12 protein-coding genes are annotated in these 16,814 nt (G+C 61.2%); 8 read left to right on the forward strand and 4 right to left on the reverse strand.

Annotated features, from left to right (window positions below; all coding sequences use genetic code 11):
• Positions 1-29: 29 nt before the first annotated feature.
• Together sfsA and thpR are read right to left on the reverse strand one after the other, a co-directional pair.
• A complete protein-coding gene (gene sfsA, locus DBY73_RS19780) occupies positions 30-734 on the reverse strand; it encodes a DNA/RNA nuclease SfsA (RefSeq protein WP_112012807.1) in 705 nt (234 codons plus the stop codon).
• Positions 734-1,279 (reverse strand): RNA 2',3'-cyclic phosphodiesterase, encoded by a 546-nt coding sequence (gene thpR, locus DBY73_RS19785; protein ID WP_112012809.1) that lies wholly within the window; start codon positions 1,277-1,279, stop codon positions 734-736. The genes sfsA and thpR overlap by 1 nt, the downstream gene beginning before the upstream one ends.
• A 73-nt stretch (positions 1,280-1,352) precedes the next feature.
• Between thpR and hrpB the strand changes: the two genes are divergently transcribed.
• The 6 genes from hrpB to fhuB all read left to right on the forward strand — a co-directional run bounded on the left by hrpB (position 1,353) and on the right by fhuB (position 12,706).
• On the forward strand, positions 1,353-3,782 hold the full coding sequence (hrpB, locus tag DBY73_RS19790) for an ATP-dependent helicase HrpB (protein WP_112012811.1): 2,430 nt from the start codon (positions 1,353-1,355) through the stop codon (positions 3,780-3,782).
• A gap of 198 nt (positions 3,783-3,980) precedes the next feature.
• Positions 3,981-6,503, forward strand: a complete 2,523-nt coding sequence (mrcB, locus tag DBY73_RS19800; RefSeq protein WP_112012815.1) for a bifunctional glycosyl transferase/transpeptidase — start codon at positions 3,981-3,983, stop codon at positions 6,501-6,503.
• Positions 6,504-6,739: 236 nt separating this feature from the next.
• Positions 6,740-8,989: a ferrichrome porin FhuA gene (fhuA, locus tag DBY73_RS19805; RefSeq protein ID WP_112012817.1), complete on the forward strand. Its 2,250-nt coding sequence runs from the start codon at positions 6,740-6,742 to the stop codon at positions 8,987-8,989.
• A gap of 50 nt (positions 8,990-9,039) precedes the next feature.
• Positions 9,040-9,837, forward strand: coding sequence for a Fe3+-hydroxamate ABC transporter ATP-binding protein FhuC (gene fhuC / locus DBY73_RS19810; protein ID WP_112012819.1), 798 nt, complete (start codon positions 9,040-9,042; stop codon positions 9,835-9,837).
• Positions 9,837-10,727 (forward strand): Fe(3+)-hydroxamate ABC transporter substrate-binding protein FhuD, encoded by an 891-nt coding sequence (gene fhuD / locus DBY73_RS19815; RefSeq protein WP_112012821.1) that lies wholly within the window; start codon positions 9,837-9,839, stop codon positions 10,725-10,727. Before fhuC ends, fhuD begins: the two co-directional genes overlap by 1 nt.
• Positions 10,724-12,706 carry a Fe(3+)-hydroxamate ABC transporter permease FhuB gene (gene fhuB / locus DBY73_RS19820; RefSeq protein ID WP_112012823.1) on the forward strand — a complete coding sequence of 661 codons (1,983 nt, stop codon included), beginning with the start codon at positions 10,724-10,726 and terminating at the stop codon, positions 12,704-12,706. The genes fhuD and fhuB overlap by 4 nt, the downstream gene beginning before the upstream one ends.
• 93 nt (positions 12,707-12,799) lie before the next feature.
• On the opposite strand, the gene hemL is transcribed toward fhuB, so the two are convergent.
• Complete coding sequence (gene hemL / locus DBY73_RS19825) at positions 12,800-14,080, reverse strand: glutamate-1-semialdehyde 2,1-aminomutase (RefSeq protein ID WP_112012825.1); 1,281 nt, start codon at positions 14,078-14,080, stop codon at positions 12,800-12,802.
• A gap of 176 nt (positions 14,081-14,256) precedes the next feature.
• On the opposite strand from hemL, the gene clcA reads away from it, so the two are divergent.
• Together clcA and erpA are read left to right on the forward strand one after the other, a co-directional pair.
• On the forward strand, positions 14,257-15,645 hold the full coding sequence (gene clcA, locus DBY73_RS19830) for a H(+)/Cl(-) exchange transporter ClcA (protein ID WP_112012827.1): 1,389 nt from the start codon (positions 14,257-14,259) through the stop codon (positions 15,643-15,645).
• Positions 15,646-15,724: 79 nt separating this feature from the next.
• On the forward strand, positions 15,725-16,069 hold the full coding sequence (gene erpA / locus DBY73_RS19835; RefSeq protein ID WP_112012828.1) for an iron-sulfur cluster insertion protein ErpA: 345 nt from the start codon (positions 15,725-15,727) through the stop codon (positions 16,067-16,069).
• Positions 16,070-16,171: 102 nt separating this feature from the next.
• Here erpA and DBY73_RS19840 read toward each other — a convergent pair whose 3' ends face one another.
• Complete coding sequence (locus DBY73_RS19840) at positions 16,172-16,795, reverse strand: TRIC cation channel family protein (protein WP_112012831.1); 624 nt, start codon at positions 16,793-16,795, stop codon at positions 16,172-16,174.
• Between the last annotated feature and the right edge of the window lie 19 nt (positions 16,796-16,814).

Genomic DNA, 16,814 nt, shown 5'->3' on the forward strand with positions numbered 1-16,814 from the left:
GAACAGATAATAAACAATCATCTAATCCCTTATAAGACAATGGGAAGAGAGGATTTCAGAGTCATATTATCGGCAGAAAGTTCCGCTTTATAGGCGAAAATTTCTACCCCCTGCTTTTGTGCCTCATTCAACAATTGCGCGTATTTAGGATCGATATGGCGGGCGGGGGAAAATCGCTGTATGGCTGAATGCAATACGGCAAACAGCAACACGGCGCGTTTCCCCGCCGCCGCAACGCTCATCAGCTCCCGCAGATGCTTCTGGCCACGCAGCGTCACCGCATCCGGGAAATAGCCATTTTCGTGTTCCGCTAATGTGACTGATTTGACTTCAATATAGCACTCAGGACGATCTTCCGCCTGGAGCATAAAGTCAATTCTGCTGCCCTCATCGCCATATTTCACTTCGCTTTTATGCGTACCGTAACCCACCAGTTCAGGGAGCGTTCCGTTCATTAACGCCTCTTTTACTAATTGATTGGCGCGCAAAGTATTCACACAAATAAATGCCCCTTGCTGGGTTTCGGTCATTTCCCAGGTATGGGCATATTTGCGTTTAGTATTTTCTGAAGTGGAATACCAGACCGTGTCGCCCGGCGTGGCGCAGCCGGTCATCGCGCCGGTATTGGGGCAGTGCAGCGTTAACGTTTCGCCTTCAGGCGTAACCACGTCGGCGAGGAAGCGTTTGTAGCGCTGAATAAGCGTGGCGCGCCGTAGCGCAGGATTAAACTTCATTACAGTTCCTTTGGGGGATCGCCCAGCGTCCAGCGCTGCAGCGGCGTGTATCGGGTGCGTCCATTTGCAAAGACGGATTCATAAAGGGCGAAGGCGTTCACTGGAAACGACCAGCAAAAGCCGGGGGGCGGAATCGCAACCGCCTGGCCCGCATCGCGCAGCAGGGTGATGTGTGGATGAAAAGGCTGTGGGCTTTGGTAGCATCCGCTGCGCGCGGCCTGGGCCCGCAGCATATTTGCAAGCTGCAACAGCCCGCGCGGCGGCTGGCGCGTGCCGAGCCACACCACGCGAGAGCGCAGCCACTGACCGGCATCGTCAAGGCGCAGGGTAAAGCCCGGCTGGGATATCCGCCCGGCCATGGCGGAGAGCGCCCGCTGCTTTTCGGCGCTGACGTCGCCTAAAAAAGCGAGCGTCAGGTGCAGGTTGGCGGCGGCAATCGGGCGGCCCGCTTCCGCCGGGAAGCTTTCGGCGCGCCAGCGAACGATTTTCCGCTGGATTGCGGCGGGCATTTCAACGGCAAAGAAAAGTCGTTTCGACTCAGACATACGAGGGACTCGGTAATGATATGCGCCGATGCTACAATGTACGCCGACTAATGTTAACCCTCTGGAGCTGTTCGTGTCCTCATTGCCGGTCGCCGTCGTCCTTCCCGAGCTGCTTTCTGCCCTACGCCACGCCCCGCAGGTTTTGCTCAACGCCCCCACGGGCGCGGGCAAATCCACCTGGCTGCCGCTGCAGATCCTGAACGCGGGCGCGATCCCCGGGAAAATTATCCTGCTCGAGCCGCGCCGCCTGGCCGCGCGCAACGTGGCGCAGCGCCTGGCGGAGCTGCTCAATGAAAAACCGGGCGAAACCGTCGGGTACCGCATGCGTGCCGAAAGCTGCACCGGGCCGAATACGCGCCTTGAAGTGGTGACCGAAGGCATTCTCACCCGCATGCTGCAAAACGACCCGGAGCTGACCGGCGTCGGGCTGGTGATTCTGGATGAGTTCCACGAGCGCAGCCTGCAGGCGGATCTGGCGCTGGCGCTGCTGCTGGACGTGCAGCAGGGGCTGCGCGACGACCTTAAGCTGCTGATTATGTCGGCCACCCTGGACAACGAGCGCCTTCAGCAAACCTTGCCCGACGCGCCGGTTATCTCCTCCGAAGGGCGAGCCTTTCCGGTGGCGCGGCGCTATCAGCCGCTGGCGGCGCATCAGCGCTTCGACGAGGCGGTTGCCGTGGCGACCGCAGAGCTTTTGCGTCACGAGCCGGGATCGCTGCTCCTGTTTTTGCCCGGCGTGGGCGAGATCCAGCGCGTGCAGGAACAGCTCGCCTCACGGGTGGGGCGCGACGTTATGCTTTGCCCACTGTACGGCGCGCTGCCGCTGAGCGAACAGCGTAAAGCGATCCTTCCCGCGCCTGAGGGCCAGCGCAAGGTTGTGCTGGCCACGAACATTGCCGAAACCAGCCTGACTATCGAAGGTATCCGCCTGGTGGTGGACAGCGCGCAGGAGAGGGTGGCCAGCTTCGATCCGAGAACCGGACTTACCCGGCTGCTGACCCAGCGCATAAGCCAGGCGTCGATGGTGCAGCGCGCGGGCCGAGCGGGGCGTCTTGAGCCGGGTATCTGTTTGCATTTAACCAGCGCCGAGCAGGCCGAACGCGCGGCGGCGCACGGCACGCCGGAAATCCTGCAGAGCGATCTCTCCGCGCTGGTGATGGACCTTCTGCAGTGGGGCTGTCCGGACCCGGCCCAGCTGACGTGGCTTAATCCGCCGCCCGCGGTGAACCTTGCGGCCGCGCGCGCGCTGCTGGCGCGGCTGGGAGCGCTGGAGGGCGAACGCCTGACCCCGCGCGGGCAGAAAATGGCCGCGCTGGGCAACGATCCGCGCCTGGCCGCCATGCTGGTGGCCGCGCAGGATAGTGACGACATTGCCACGGCGGCAAAGCTGGCGGCGATCCTGGAAGAGCCGCCGCGCGGCGGCAGCAGCGATCTGGCGCAGGCGTTTTCACGCAGCCAGGCAAACTGGCAGCAGCGCGCGCAGCAGCTTGCTAAGCGGCTCAACGCCCGGGGCGGGGCGCTTGATAGCGACCGTATCCCTATTCTCCTGGCGCAGGCTTTCCCGGACAGAATTGCCCGTCGGCGCGGTCTGGACGGCCGTTACCAGCTGGCGAACGGCATGGGCGCGATGCTGGACGGCGACGACCCGCTGACGCGCCGTGAATGGCTGATTGCCCCGCTTCTGCTGCAGGGCAGCCACTCTCCCGACGCGCGGATCCTGCAGGCCATCTCGGTGGATATCGACGCCCTTACGCGGGAATGCCCTCAGTTACTGGAAAGCTCTGACACCGTGGAGTGGGACGATGCGCAGGGGACGCTGAAGGCGTTTCGCCGCAGCCAGATTGGCAGGCTCACTCTTGGGATGAAGCCGCTGGCAAAGCCGTCGGAAGAGGAGCTGCACCAGGCGATGCTGAACGGCATTCGGGAAAAAGGGCTTGGCGTACTAAACTGGACGCCGGAGGCAGAGCAATATCGTCTTCGCCTGCGCTGCGCCGCGCGCTGGCTGCCGGAATATAGCTGGCCGCAGGTTGACGATGAGGCGCTGCTGGCGTCTCTGGAGCGCTGGCTCCTGCCGCAAATGAGCGGCGTTCACTCGCTGCGGGCGTTAAAATCGCTTGATGTTAAGGCGGCGTTACAGAATTTAGTGGACTGGTCATTACGTCAACGTCTGGATAGTGAACTGCCTGGGCATTACACTGTGCCGACCGGAAGCCGGATTGCCATTCGTTATCACGAGGATAACCCTCCGGCGCTGGCGGTGCGAATGCAGGAGATGTTCGGCGAAGCCGCTACGCCGTCTATCGCCGAAGGGCGGGTTCCGCTGGTGCTCGAACTGCTCTCTCCGGCGCATCGGCCGCTGCAGATCACCCGCGATCTGAGCGCGTTTTGGGCGGGCAGCTACCGTGAAGTGCAGAAAGAGATGAAGGGGCGCTACCCGAAGCACGTCTGGCCGGACGATCCGGCGAACGCGGCGCCGACGCGGCGAACGAAGAAGTATTCGTGAAAGGGGAATGCGGCCTGATGCCGGATTGTGCGGCCTGATGCCCTCACCCCGGCCCTCTCCCACGGGGAGAGGGAGAAGACACTAAAAACGGCAACTCTCGTTACCGTTTTGCTTTTGTTTTGAGAGATTTCTTCTTTCACCGTTCGGTGGAAGACAAGAGAATCTGGCCTTTGCGCCTGAATGTTGCGGAGAAAAAGCATGGCGGGGAATGACCGCGAGCCAATAGGACGGAAGGGAAAACCCTCGCGTCCGGCGAAAGAAAAGGTAAGCCGTCGTCGCCTCAGAGATGAGGACTATGACGATGACTATGAAGACGATTATGAGGATGAGGAACCGATGCCGCGTAAAGGAAAAGGCAAAGGGCGCAAGCCTCGCGGCAAGCGCGGCTGGTTGTGGCTGCTGCTGAAGCTGTTCATTATTTTTGTCGTGCTGATTGCGATTTACGGCGTGTATCTGGATCAGAAGATCCGCAGCCGTATCGACGGGAAAGTCTGGCAACTGCCGGCGGCGGTGTATGGCCGCATGGTGAACCTTGAGCCGGACATGTCCATCAGCAAGAACGAGATGGTGAAGCTGCTGCAGGCCACGCAGTATCGTCAGGTCACGAAAATGACCCGCCCCGGCGAATTTACCGTGCAGGCGAAAAGCATTGAGATGATCCGCCGTCCGTTCGACTTCCCGGACAGCAAAGAGGGGCAGGTGCGCGCGCGTCTGACCTTCGACGGCGATCGCCTTGAAACGATCGAGAACATGGACAACAACCGCCAGTTCGGGTTCTTCCGTCTCGATCCGCGCCTGATCACAATGCTCTCCTCGGCGAACGGCGAGCAGCGTCTGTTCGTCGCGCGTAACGGCTTCCCGGACCTGCTGGTGGATACGCTGCTGGCAACCGAAGACCGTCACTTCTACGAGCACGACGGCATCAGCCTTTACTCCATCGGGCGTGCGGTGCTGGCAAACCTGACGGCGGGCCGCACGGTGCAGGGGGCGAGTACGCTGACCCAGCAGCTGGTTAAGAACCTGTTCCTCTCCAGCGAGCGCTCCTACTGGCGTAAGGCCAACGAAGCGTACATGGCTGTGCTGATGGACGCGCGCTACAGCAAGGATCGCATCCTTGAGCTGTACATGAACGAGGTGTACCTCGGCCAGAGCGGCGACAACGAGATCCGCGGCTTCCCGCTGGCGAGCCTGTACTACTTTGGCCGCCCGGTGGAAGAGCTGAGCCTTGACCAGCAGGCGCTGCTGGTGGGCATGGTGAAAGGGGCATCCATCTATAACCCGTGGCGCAACCCGAAGCTGGCGCTCGAGCGTCGTAACCTTGTGCTGCGTCTGCTGCAACAGCAGCAGGTGATTGACCAGGAGCTGTACGACATGCTGAGCGCGCGTCCGCTGGGCGTTCAGCCGCGCGGCGGCGTGATTTCACCGCAGCCTGCGTTTATGCAGATGGTGCGCCAGGAGCTGCAGAGCAAGCTCGGCGATAAGGTGAAAGATCTCTCCGGCGTGAAGATCTTTACGACGTTCGACTCCGTTGCGCAGGACGCGGCGGAAAAGGCCGCCGTTGAAGGGATCCCGGTGCTGAAGAAGCAGCGCAAGCTGAGCGATCTGGAAACCGCAATGGTGGTCGTTGACCGCAACACCGGCGAGGTCCGCGCGATGGTTGGCGGCGCCGAGCCGCAGTTCGCGGGCTACAACCGCGCGATGCAGGCGCGCCGTTCGATTGGCTCTCTGGCAAAACCGGCGACCTATCTGACCGCGCTGAGCCAGCCGAATCTTTATCGTCTGAACACCTGGATCGCCGATGCGCCAATCTCCCTGCGCCAGCCTAACGGCCAGGTATGGTCGCCGCAGAACGACGATAAGCAGTTCAGCGGCCAGGTGATGCTGGTGGATGCGTTAACCCGCTCCATGAACGTGCCGACGGTGAACCTGGGGATGGCGCTGGGGCTGCCTGCAATTACGGATACCTGGCAGAAGCTGGGCGTGCCGAAGGATCAGCTGCACCCGGTGCCGGCGATGATTCTGGGCGCGCTAAACCTGACGCCAATTGAAGTGGCGCAGGCATTCCAGACGATCGCCAGCGGCGGCAACCGCGCGCCGCTTTCCGCATTGCGCTCGGTGATCGCGGAAGATGGCTCCGTGCTGTACCAGAGCTTCCCGCAGGCGGAGCGTGCGGTACCGGCCCAGGCGGCGTATATGACGCTGTGGACCATGCAGCAGGTTGTGCAGCGTGGCACCGGCCGCCAGCTGGGCGCGAAGTATCCCGGACTGCATCTGGCGGGCAAAACCGGGACCACCAACAACAACGTTGATACCTGGTTTGCCGGTATTGACGGGCGTGAAGTGGTGATCACCTGGGTAGGCCGCGACAATAACCAGCCGACCAAGCTGTACGGCGCCAGCGGGGCGATGTCGATTTACCAGCGCTATCTGGCGAATCAGTCTCCTGTGCCGTTGAATCTGGTCGCGCCGGAAGATGTTGTCGACATGGGCGTGGACGATGCCGGTAACTTCGTGTGCGGCGGCGGAATGCGTTCGCTGCCGGTGTGGACGACGAATCCGGACTCGCTGTGCCAGCAGAGCCAGCCTGAACAGCCGACGGGGAATCCGTTCGATCAGTCTTCTCAACCGCAGCAGCAACAACAGCAACAGCCGCCGCAGAACGAGAAGAAAGACAGCGATGGCGTTGCCGGCTGGATTAAGGACATGTTCGGCGGTAACTAGCGCTCAACATTCCCCCTTCTTCGGAAGGGGGAATGTTTTCACCCTTCCATCTCATTTCTTTAACCGACATTTTATTTCGTATTAACTCTTCATTTTCTCCTGATTAAATCTTAAACCCTTAATTCTCGTAGGGCCGCTTATCGCTTGCTATGCCGCCAGCGTTTCGCATATTATTCTGCGGTCATAATAATAATTCTCGTTTACGTTATCATTCACTCTTTCATCAGAGAACCATCATGGCGCTTTCCAATACTGCTCAGCCAATTAATACGGCGCTGCGTAAAATCGCGGTTGTCGTCGCCACAGCGGTTGCCGGCATGTCCGCTTATGCGCAGGCCGCCGACACCTCAAAAAAAGAAGATACTATTACCGTCACCGCCGCACCGGCTGCACAGGAAAGTGCCTGGGGACCCGCTGCGACCATCGCAGCAAGACAATCCGCGACCGGGACGAAAACAGACACGCCGATCCAGAAGGTTCCGCAGTCTATTTCCGTGGTCACCGCCGAAGAGATGGCGCTGCACCAGCCGCGCTCGGTGAAAGAAGCCCTGAGCTACACGCCGGGCGTTGCGGTTGGCACGCGTGGTGCGTCCAATACCTATGATTATCTGGTCATTCGCGGCTTTGCGGCCGACGGCCAGAGCCAGAACAACTACCTCGACGGCATGAAGATGCAGGGCAACTTCTATAACGACGCGGTAATTGACCCTTATATGTTGGAGCGCGCTGAAATCATGCGCGGTCCGGTTTCCGTTCTGTATGGAAAAAGCAGCCCGGGCGGCCTGCTGAACATGGTAAGCAAGCGCCCAACCACCGAGCCGCTGCGAGAGATCCAGTTCAAAATGGGCACCGACAGCCTGTTCCAGACCGGCTTTGACTTCAGCGATGCGATCGATGACGACGGCGTTTATTCTTACCGCCTGACCGGCGTGGCGCGCTCCAACAACGCGCAGCAGGAAGACAAAGGCGAGCAGCGTTATGCCATCGCGCCGTCGTTCTCCTGGCGTCCGGATGACAAAACCACCTTCACCTTCCTCTCTTACTTCCAGAACGAGCCGGAAACGGGCTACTACGGCTGGCTGCCAAAAGAGGGAACGGTCGATCCGCTGCCGAACGGCAGTCGTCTGCCGACCAACTTCAACGAAGGGGCGAAGAACAACACCTATTCCCGCAACCAGAAGATGGTGGGATACAGCTTCGACCACGAGTTTAACGACACCTTCACCGTGCGTCAGAACCTGCGCTTCGCCGAGAATAAAACCTCGCAGAACAGCGTTTACGGCTACGGCGTTTGTACCGACCCGGCGAACGCCGGCAGCAAGCAGTGTGCGGCGCTATCCTCTGCGGACAAAGGCCATTTCCTGGCGCGTAAATACGTTATCGATGACGAGAAGCTGCAGAACTTCACCGTCGATACCCAGCTGCAGAGCAAGTTCGCGACCGGCGCAATGGACCACACCCTGCTGACCGGCGTTGACTTCATGCGCATGCGCAACGACATCAACTCCTGGTTCGGCTACGACGACTCCGTGCCGCTGCTGGATCTCTACAATCCGGTGAGCAGCGATTTTGATTTTGGTGCGAAAGATCCGGCCAACTCCGGCCCGTATCAGATCCTAAACCGCCAGAAGCAAACCGGCCTGTACGTGCAGGATCAGGCGCAGTGGGACAAGGTGCTGGTCACCCTGGGCGGCCGCTACGACTGGGCAGATCAGGAGTCGTATAACCGCGTGGCAAACACCACCTCCAAACGCGATGATACCCAGTTCACCTGGCGCGGCGGCGTTAACTATCTGTTCGATAACGGCGTAACCCCGTACTTCAGCTACAGCGAATCCTTCGAACCGTCTTCCCAGACCGACGCGCAGGGCAAGCTGTTCTCGCCGTCTAAAGGCAAACAGTACGAAGCGGGCGTGAAGTACGTGCCGAGCGATCGTCCGATTGTTATCACCGGCGCGCTGTACCAGCTGACGAAAACCAACAACCTGATGGCCGATCCGGCGGGCGGATTCTTCTCCGTTGAAGGCGGCGAAATCCGCGCCCGCGGCGTTGAGCTTGAAGCCAAAGCCGCGCTGTCTGCCAGCGTGAACGTTGTCGGTTCTTATACCTACACCGATGCGGAATACACCACCGACACCAACTACAAAGGCAACACGCCTGCGCAGGTGCCAAAACACATGGCGTCCGTCTGGGGCGATTACACCCTGTATGACGGCGCGCTGTCTGGCCTGACGCTGGGCACGGGCGTGCGTTACACCGGCTCCAGCAAAGGCGACCCGGCGAACAGCTTCACTGTGGGCAGCTACACCGTTGTGGATGCGCTGGTGCGTTACGATCTGGCCCGCGTTGGCCTGGCGGGGTCCAACGTGGCGCTGCACGTGAACAACCTGTTCGATCGTGAATACGTTGCCAGCTGCTTCAACACCTACGGATGCTTCTGGGGTGCCGAACGTCAGGTTGTCGCGACGGCGACCTTCCGCTTCTAATCTCGCTTTGGGCACGGTTCGCCGTGCCCTTTTTATTTAAGTTGGCCGACATGCAGGATAATAAAACGCAGTCCGATACCACCTTTGCGCTAGATAATCTCTCCTTTCGCGTACCCGGGCGCACGCTGCTGCACCCGCTCTCCCTCACGTTTCCCGCGGGCAAAGTAACCGGCCTGATTGGCCACAACGGCTCGGGCAAATCCACGCTGCTGAAAATGCTAGGCCGCCATCAGGCGCCTTCTGAAGGCGAGATCCTGCTGGACGGTCAGCCGCTCGAAAGCTGGAACAGCAAAGCCTTCGCCCGCAAGGTCGCCTATCTGCCGCAGCAGCTGCCGCAGGCGGAAGGCATGACGGTGCGCGAGCTGGTGGCGATTGGGCGTTACCCTTGGCACGGCGCGCTTGGGCGCTTCGGCGTGGCCGACCGGGAGAAGGTGGAAGAGGCAATTGGGCTGGTCGGGCTGAAGCCGCTGGCGCACCGCCTGGTGGATAGCCTGTCGGGCGGAGAACGCCAGCGCGCGTGGATTGCGATGCTGGTGGCGCAGGACAGCCGCTGCCTCCTGCTTGATGAACCAACGTCCGCGCTGGACATTGCCCATCAGGTCGACGTGCTGGCGCTGGTGCATCGCCTGAGCCAGCAGCGCGGCCTGACGGTGATCGCGGTCCTGCATGATATCAACATGGCGGCGCGATACTGTGACTACCTCGTGGCGCTGCGCGGCGGAGAGATGATTGCCCAGGGCTCGCCGTCCGAGCTGATGCGCAGCGAAACGCTGGAACACATCTACGGTATTCCAATGGGTATCCTGCCTCACCCTGCCGGGGCTGCACCGGTGAGCTTTGTTTACTGATGCTGGACAATACACGCATTACCCGCCGCCGCCTGCTGACGGCGATGGCGCTCTCTCCGCTGCTGCTGAAGATGAATACGGCGCGCGCGGAGAACATCGATCTGCGCCGCATCGTGGCGCTGGAATGGCTTCCCGTCGAGCTGATGATGGCGCTGGGCGTCACGCCCTACGGCGTCGCCGATATTCCCAACTACAACCTGTGGGTGAACGAGCCGAAGCTGCCGGAGTCGGTTATCGACATCGGCCTGCGCACCGAGCCTAACCTTGAGCTTCTCACCCAAATGAAGCCGTCATTTCTATTCTGGTCGGCGGGCTACGGCCCGTCGGAAGCGATCATGTCGCGCATTGCGCCCGGCCGCGGCTTCACCTTCAGCGACGGCAAAAAGCCGCTGGCGATGGCGAAAAAGTCCATCAACGAAATGGCGCAGTTTCTCAATCGCGAAGCCGAGGCGAAAACGCATCTCGCGGAATTTGACGCGCTGATTGACTCGCTCAGGCCGCGCTTTGCCAACCGCGGCGATCGGCCTCTGCTGATGGTCACGCTGCTGGATGCCCGCCATATGCTGGTCTTCGGGAAAAACTGCCTGTTCCAGGAAGTGCTTGATAGCTTCGGCATTCGCAATGCCTGGGAAGGGGAGATGACCTTCTGGGGCAGCACCGCCGTGGGCATTGACCGCCTGGCGGCGTTCCGGGACGTGGACGTGCTGTGCTTCGATCACGGCAACGAGCGCGAGATGCAGGCGCTGATGGCAACCCCGCTGTGGCAGGCGATGCCGTTCGTGCGCGAAGGGCGCTTCCAGCGCGCCCCCGCCGTGTGGTTCTACGGCGCGACGCTGTCGGCGATGCATTTTGCGCGCGTGCTGGACAACGCGCTGGGAGGAAAAGCATGAGCACCCGCATCGCTCGTTTTCCGGCGCTGCTGCTGGGGCTGATTTTTCTCGTCGCCCTCGCGCTGACCTGGCTCAACCTGTCGGCGGCCTTACCGCGCGGGCAGTGGGGCGAGGCCTTCGCGACCCCGGATATTGATAATATTCAGCAAATGCTGTTCCACTACAGCCTGCTGCCGCGCCTGGTAATTTCCCTGCTGGTCGGGGCCGGGCTGGGGCTGGTGGGCGTGCTGTTCCAGCAGGTGCTGCGTAACCCGCTGGCAGAGCCCACTACGCTGGGCGTCGCCACCGGCGCGCAGCTCGGGATCACGATTACGACGCTGTGGGCGCTGCCGGGGGCGTTAACCTCTCAGTTTGCCGCGCTGGCGGGGGCGTGCGTTGTTGGGGCCGTGGTCTTCGGCGTTGCCTGGGGCAAACGCCTCTCGCCCGTCACGCTGATTCTGGCGGGGCTGGTGGTGAGCCTCTACTGCGGGGCAATCAACCAGCTGCTGGTGCTGTTCCACCACGATCAGCTGCAAAGCATGTTCCTGTGGAGTACGGGGACGCTGACCCAGACCGACTGGGACATCGTCGATCGCCTGTGGCCGCAGCTGATCGGCGGCGTGGTGCTGACCCTGCTGCTGCTGCGCCCGCTCACGCTGATGGGGCTGGACGACGGCGTTGCGCGCAACCTCGGCCTGGCGCTGTCGCTGGCGCGCCTGGCGGCCCTGACGCTGGCGATTGTGCTAAGCGCCCTGCTGGTGAACGCGGTAGGTATCATCGGCTTTATCGGCCTGTTTGCGCCGCTGCTGGCGAAAATGCTCGGGGCGCGTCGCCTGCTGGCGCGGCTGGTGCTGGCGCCGATGATCGGCGCGCTGATCCTCTGGCTTTCCGACCAAATCATTCTCTGGCTGGCGCGGGTCTGGATGGAGTTCTCCACCGGATCGGTGACCGCGCTGATCGGGGCGCCGCTGCTGCTGTGGCTGCTGCCGCGCCTTCGCAGCATGAGCGCTCCGGCGATGGATGCCGGCGACAAAGTATACACCGAGCGCCAGCATCTGCTGTGGTATGCGCTGGCGGGCATGGCGGTTCTGCTCTTGGCCGCGGTGGCCGCGCTCTCTTTAGGGCGCGACGCGGCGGGCTGGCACTGGGCGAGCGGTACGTTGCTCAACGATCTGCTCCAGTGGCGCTGGCCGCGCATCGGCGCCGCGCTGATTGCGGGCGTGATGCTGGCGGTCGCGGGCTGCATTATTCAGCGTCTGACCGGCAACCCGATGGCGAGCCCGGAAGTGCTGGGGATCAGCTCCGGCGCGGCGTTCGGCGTGGTCCTGATGCTGTTCTTCGTGCCGGGCAACGCCTTTGGCTGGCTGATGCCTGCCGGAAGCCTCGGCGCGGCCGTCACGCTGCTGATCATCATGATCGCCGCCGGTCGCGGGGGCTTTTCTCCGCACCGCATGCTGCTGGCGGGGATGGCGCTAAGCACCGCGTTTACCATGCTGCTGATGATGCTGCAGGCCAGCGGCGATCCGCGCATGGCGCAGATCCTGACGTGGATTTCCGGCTCGACCTACCGGGCAACCGAAGGTCAGGTTGTGTTTACCGGGCTGGCGATGGTGGTGCTGCTGGCAATCGTGCCGCTGTGCCGCCGCTGGATGACCATTCTGCCGCTCGGCGGCGAAACCGCGCGCGCCGTGGGAATTGCGCTCACGCCAGCGCGCGTTGGCCTGCTGCTGCTGGCGGCCTGCCTGACGGCCACGGCAACCATGACCATTGGTCCGCTGAGCTTTGTTGGGCTGATGGCGCCGCACATCGCCAGAATGCTCGGCTTCCGCCGGACGATGCCGCATATCGTGATGTCCGCCCTGACGGGCGGCGTGATGCTGGTCTTTGCCGACTGGTGCGGCAGGATGGTGCTGTTCCCGTATCAGATCCCGGCGGGCTTGCTGTCGACCTTTATCGGTGCGCCGTACTTTATTTATCTGTTGAGAAAGCAGAGTCGGTAATAAAAGTAAACGGCAATCCTTAGATTGCCGTTTTAATATTTGCTCCCTCTCCCCGTGGGAGAGGGTTGGGGTGAGGGCATCAAGCCGCACATCTTACAGCTTCGCAAACACCCTGCGCGCCGCGTCGACGGTATTGTTGATATCGTCCTTGCTGTGCGCCACGGACATAAAGCCCGCTTCAAACGCCGAAGGCGCCAGATAGACGCCTTCTTCCAGCATCAGGTGGAAGAAGCGCTTGAAGCGTTCCACGTCGCACTTCACGACGTCCTGGTAGCAGGTCACGGTTTTCGCGTCGGTGAAGAAGATCCCGAACATGCCGCCCACGTGGTTCACCACCAGCGGGATCCCGGCTTCTTCAGCTGCTTCCAGCAGGCCGTTTGCCAGCTGCGTGGTCAGGTCGGTCAGGGTTTCATGGATCCCCGGCTGCGCCACCTCGGTCAGACAGGCGAAACCGGCCGCCATCGCGATCGGGTTGCCGGAGAGCGTGCCCGCCTGGTAAACCGGTCCGGTTGGCGCCAGCGCGTCCATCACATCTTTACGACCGCCGAATGCGCCCACCGGCATGCCGCCGCCGATGATTTTGCCAAGACAGGTCAGGTCCGGCACGACGCCGTAGTAATCCTGTGCGCCCGCCAGCGCAACGCGGAAGCCGGTCATCACTTCGTCGATGATCAGCAGCGCGCCGAACTCGTCGCACAGGGCGCGCAGGCCCGGCAGGAAGTCAGCGTGCGGTGGAATACAGTTCATGTTGCCCGCGACCGGCTCAACGATGATGCAGGCGATCTCCTGCGGATACTGCTCAAACGCCGCGCGCACGGTGTCCAGATCGTTGTAGGTGCAGGTCAGGGTGTGCTTAGCAAAGTCAGCAGGCACGCCCGGCGAGTTTGGCTGGCCGAGGGTCAGCGCGCCGGAGCCCGCTTTCACCAGCAGGCAGTCCGCGTGGCCGTGGTAGCAGCCTTCGAACTTAATGATTTTGTCGCGGCCGGTAAAACCGCGCGCCAGGCGGATGGCGCTCATGGTCGCTTCGGTACCGGAGTTAACCATGCGCACCATGTCCATGGTTGGCACTAGCTCGGTCACCAGCTCCGCCATTTTCACTTCCATCTCGGTTGGCGCGCCAAAGCTCAGGCCGCGCTGCGCCGCTTCAATCACCGCGTTGCGAATGGCGGGGTGGTTGTGGCCCAGCACCATCGGGCCCCAGGAGCCGACATAATCGATATAGGCTTTGCCATCGACATCGTACAGGTACGCGCCGTCAGCGCGTTCGATAAACAGCGGCGTTCCGCCTACGCCGGTAAAGGCGCGAACGGGCGAGTTTACGCCGCCCGGGATCAGCTCGCGGGCTGCACTGTAGAGGTTTTCAGACTTGCTCATGGCGTCGTTCCTGGTTCGTAAAAAGAAGATAAGCACACTATTCTATGCGATACGCGGAAGGTAATGAAATTTTTGCCCGTTCCCCTCTAAACAATTGTTAAGGTTTTTTCGGCTGACGGGGAGAGTGACTCTGCTAAAATCCTCGCGGCGATTTGTATGATGATAGTGAGCAGGTAATGAAAGCAGATACTCCCTCTTTTGAAGAACAGCAGTTTGCGCGCGCGCGTCACCGCATCAGTATTCGGCGATTGCTGGAGCGCGACAAAACGCCGCTGGCGATCCTGCTGGCCGCCGCCGTCGTGGGTACGCTGGCCGGGCTGGTTGGCGTCGCGTTCGAAAAAGCGGTCAATGCGGTGCTGAACTGGCGCATTGGAACGGTGGCCGGGTTTGCCGACAGCGGCGCGCTGGTCTGGGTTTTCGCATTCGGCTTCTCCGCGCTGCTGGCGATGGTGGGCTATTTTCTGGTGCGCCGGTTTGCGCCGGAAGCGGGCGGGTCGGGCATTCCAGAGATTGAAGGCGCGCTGGAAGAGCTGCGCCCGGTGCGCTGGTGGCGCGTGATCCCCGTGAAGTTTATCGGCGGCATGGGAACCCTCGGCGCGGGCATGGTGCTCGGGCGCGAAGGGCCAACGGTACAGCTCGGCGGGAACGTGGGGCGCATGGTGGGGGATCTTTTTCGGATGCGCAGCGCCGAAGCGCGCCATACGCTGCTGGCAACGGGCGCGGCGGCAGGGCTATCCGCGGCGTTTAACGCCCCGCTGGCGGGCATTTTGTTCATCATCGAAGAGATGCGCGCGCAGTTCCGCTACAACCTGATCTCCATTAAGGCTGTCTTTACCGGCGTGATCATGTCGAGCATCGTTTTCCGGCTGTTCAACGGCGAAGGGGCGGTGATTGAGGTCGGGAAATTGACCAATGCCCCGGTGAACACGCTGTGGCTGTATCTGATCCTTGGCATGATTTTCGGCGTCGTCGGCCCGCTGTTCAATACGCTGATCCTGCGCGCGCAGGATATGTTCCAGCGCATCCACGGCGGCAACACGACGAAATGGGTGCTGGTGGGCGGCCTGCTTGGCGGCGTTTGCGGCATTCTCGGATTTGCTGAACCCAACGCGGCGGGGGGCGGCTTCGGGCTGATCCCGATTGCGGCAGCCGGTAATTTCAGCATGGGCCTGCTGCTGTTTATGTTTATCTCCCGGGTGATTACCACCGTGCTCTGCTTCTCATCCGGCGCGCCCGGCGGTATTTTTGCGCCGATGCTGGCGCTCGGCACGCTGCTGGGCACCGCGTTTGGCATGGCGGCGGCGGCAGGATTTCCGGCCTACCATCTGGAGGCGGGGACGTTTGCGATTGCGGGAATGGGCGCGCTGCTGGCGGCCTCGCTTCGCGCGCCGCTAACCGGTATCGTGCTGGTTCTGGAGATGACGGACAATTATCAGCTCATTTTGCCAATGATCATTACCTGCCTCGGCGCGACACTATTAGCCCAATTCCTGGGGGGAAAACCGCTATACTCCACCATTCTTGCTCGCACCCTGGCGAAGCAGGAGGCTCAGCAGAATACTTGAATGAATTACCAGGGTATTAGATAATGACGATAAGAATTGGGTGATTTTTACCCAATGGCAGTATTCATGGGAGCATAAGATGAGTGATGACGTAGCGCTGCCGCTGCAGTTTACCGAAGCAGCGGCCAATAAAGTGAAAACCCTGATTGCCGACGAAGACAATCCGGATCTGAAACTGCGCGTTTATATTACCGGCGGCGGCTGCAGCGGTTTCCAGTACGGTTTTACCTTTGACGATCAGGTGAACGATGGCGATATGACCATTGAGAAGCAGGGCGTCGCGCTGGTGGTTGACCCGATGAGCCTGCAGTATCTGGTGGGCGGTTCGGTTGACTACACCGAGGGCCTGGAAGGATCGCGCTTTGTGGTGACCAACCCCAATGCGACAAGCACCTGCGGGTGCGGTTCGTCGTTCAGTATTTAATGTTTCTGGCGGTGCGGGCTGATGCCCTCACCCCGGGCCTCTCCGACGGGGAGAGGGAGTAAACATAAAAAAACGGTAACCTTCAGGTTACCGTTTTTGCTTTTACCTTCCGTTTTCATCCAGTGCAAACGTCGGCAGCTTCAGGTGCCAGCGTATCGCCGCCAGGCGTATAACCAGCGTCACTAGCATCCCCAGCATGGCTGCGTTCTCCAGCGGGACGGCGAAGGTGTAGTACGCCGTCGCATGAACGATCCCGCCGATGATACAGGCGGTGGCGTAGATTTCCGTTCGCAGAATCATCGGCACTTCGCGCGCCAGAATGTCGCGAATAATCCCGCCGCCCACGCCGGTCAGCACGCCCATACAGATAGCGACCAGGGGGCCGGTTCCCGCCAGGAAAGCCTTATTCACGCCAATGCCCACAAACACGGCCAACCCCACGGCATCCAGGACCGGCAGTATCCATTTGGGCAGCCTGCGCGGCTGGCGGATAAGCACAATCGTCAGCAGGCAGGTGACCATCGCCACTACTAAATCAGTGGGATCTTTCACCCAAAAAACGGGACCATTGGCTAAGGCCATGTCGCGGATGGTCCCGCCGCCAACCGCCGTGACGACGCCGAGGACCAGCACGCCAAAAGGGTCCATGCGCAGTTTTCCCGCGAGTAAAACGCCGGAGATAGCAAAAACGGCTGTGCCAAGAATATCCAGCCAATATACGAGCATCGTGAAATCCTCGAACGTT

Source organism: Enterobacter sp. RIT418, assembly GCF_003057745.1.
In the GTDB taxonomy this organism is placed as follows: Bacteria; Pseudomonadota; Gammaproteobacteria; order Enterobacterales; family Enterobacteriaceae; genus Enterobacter.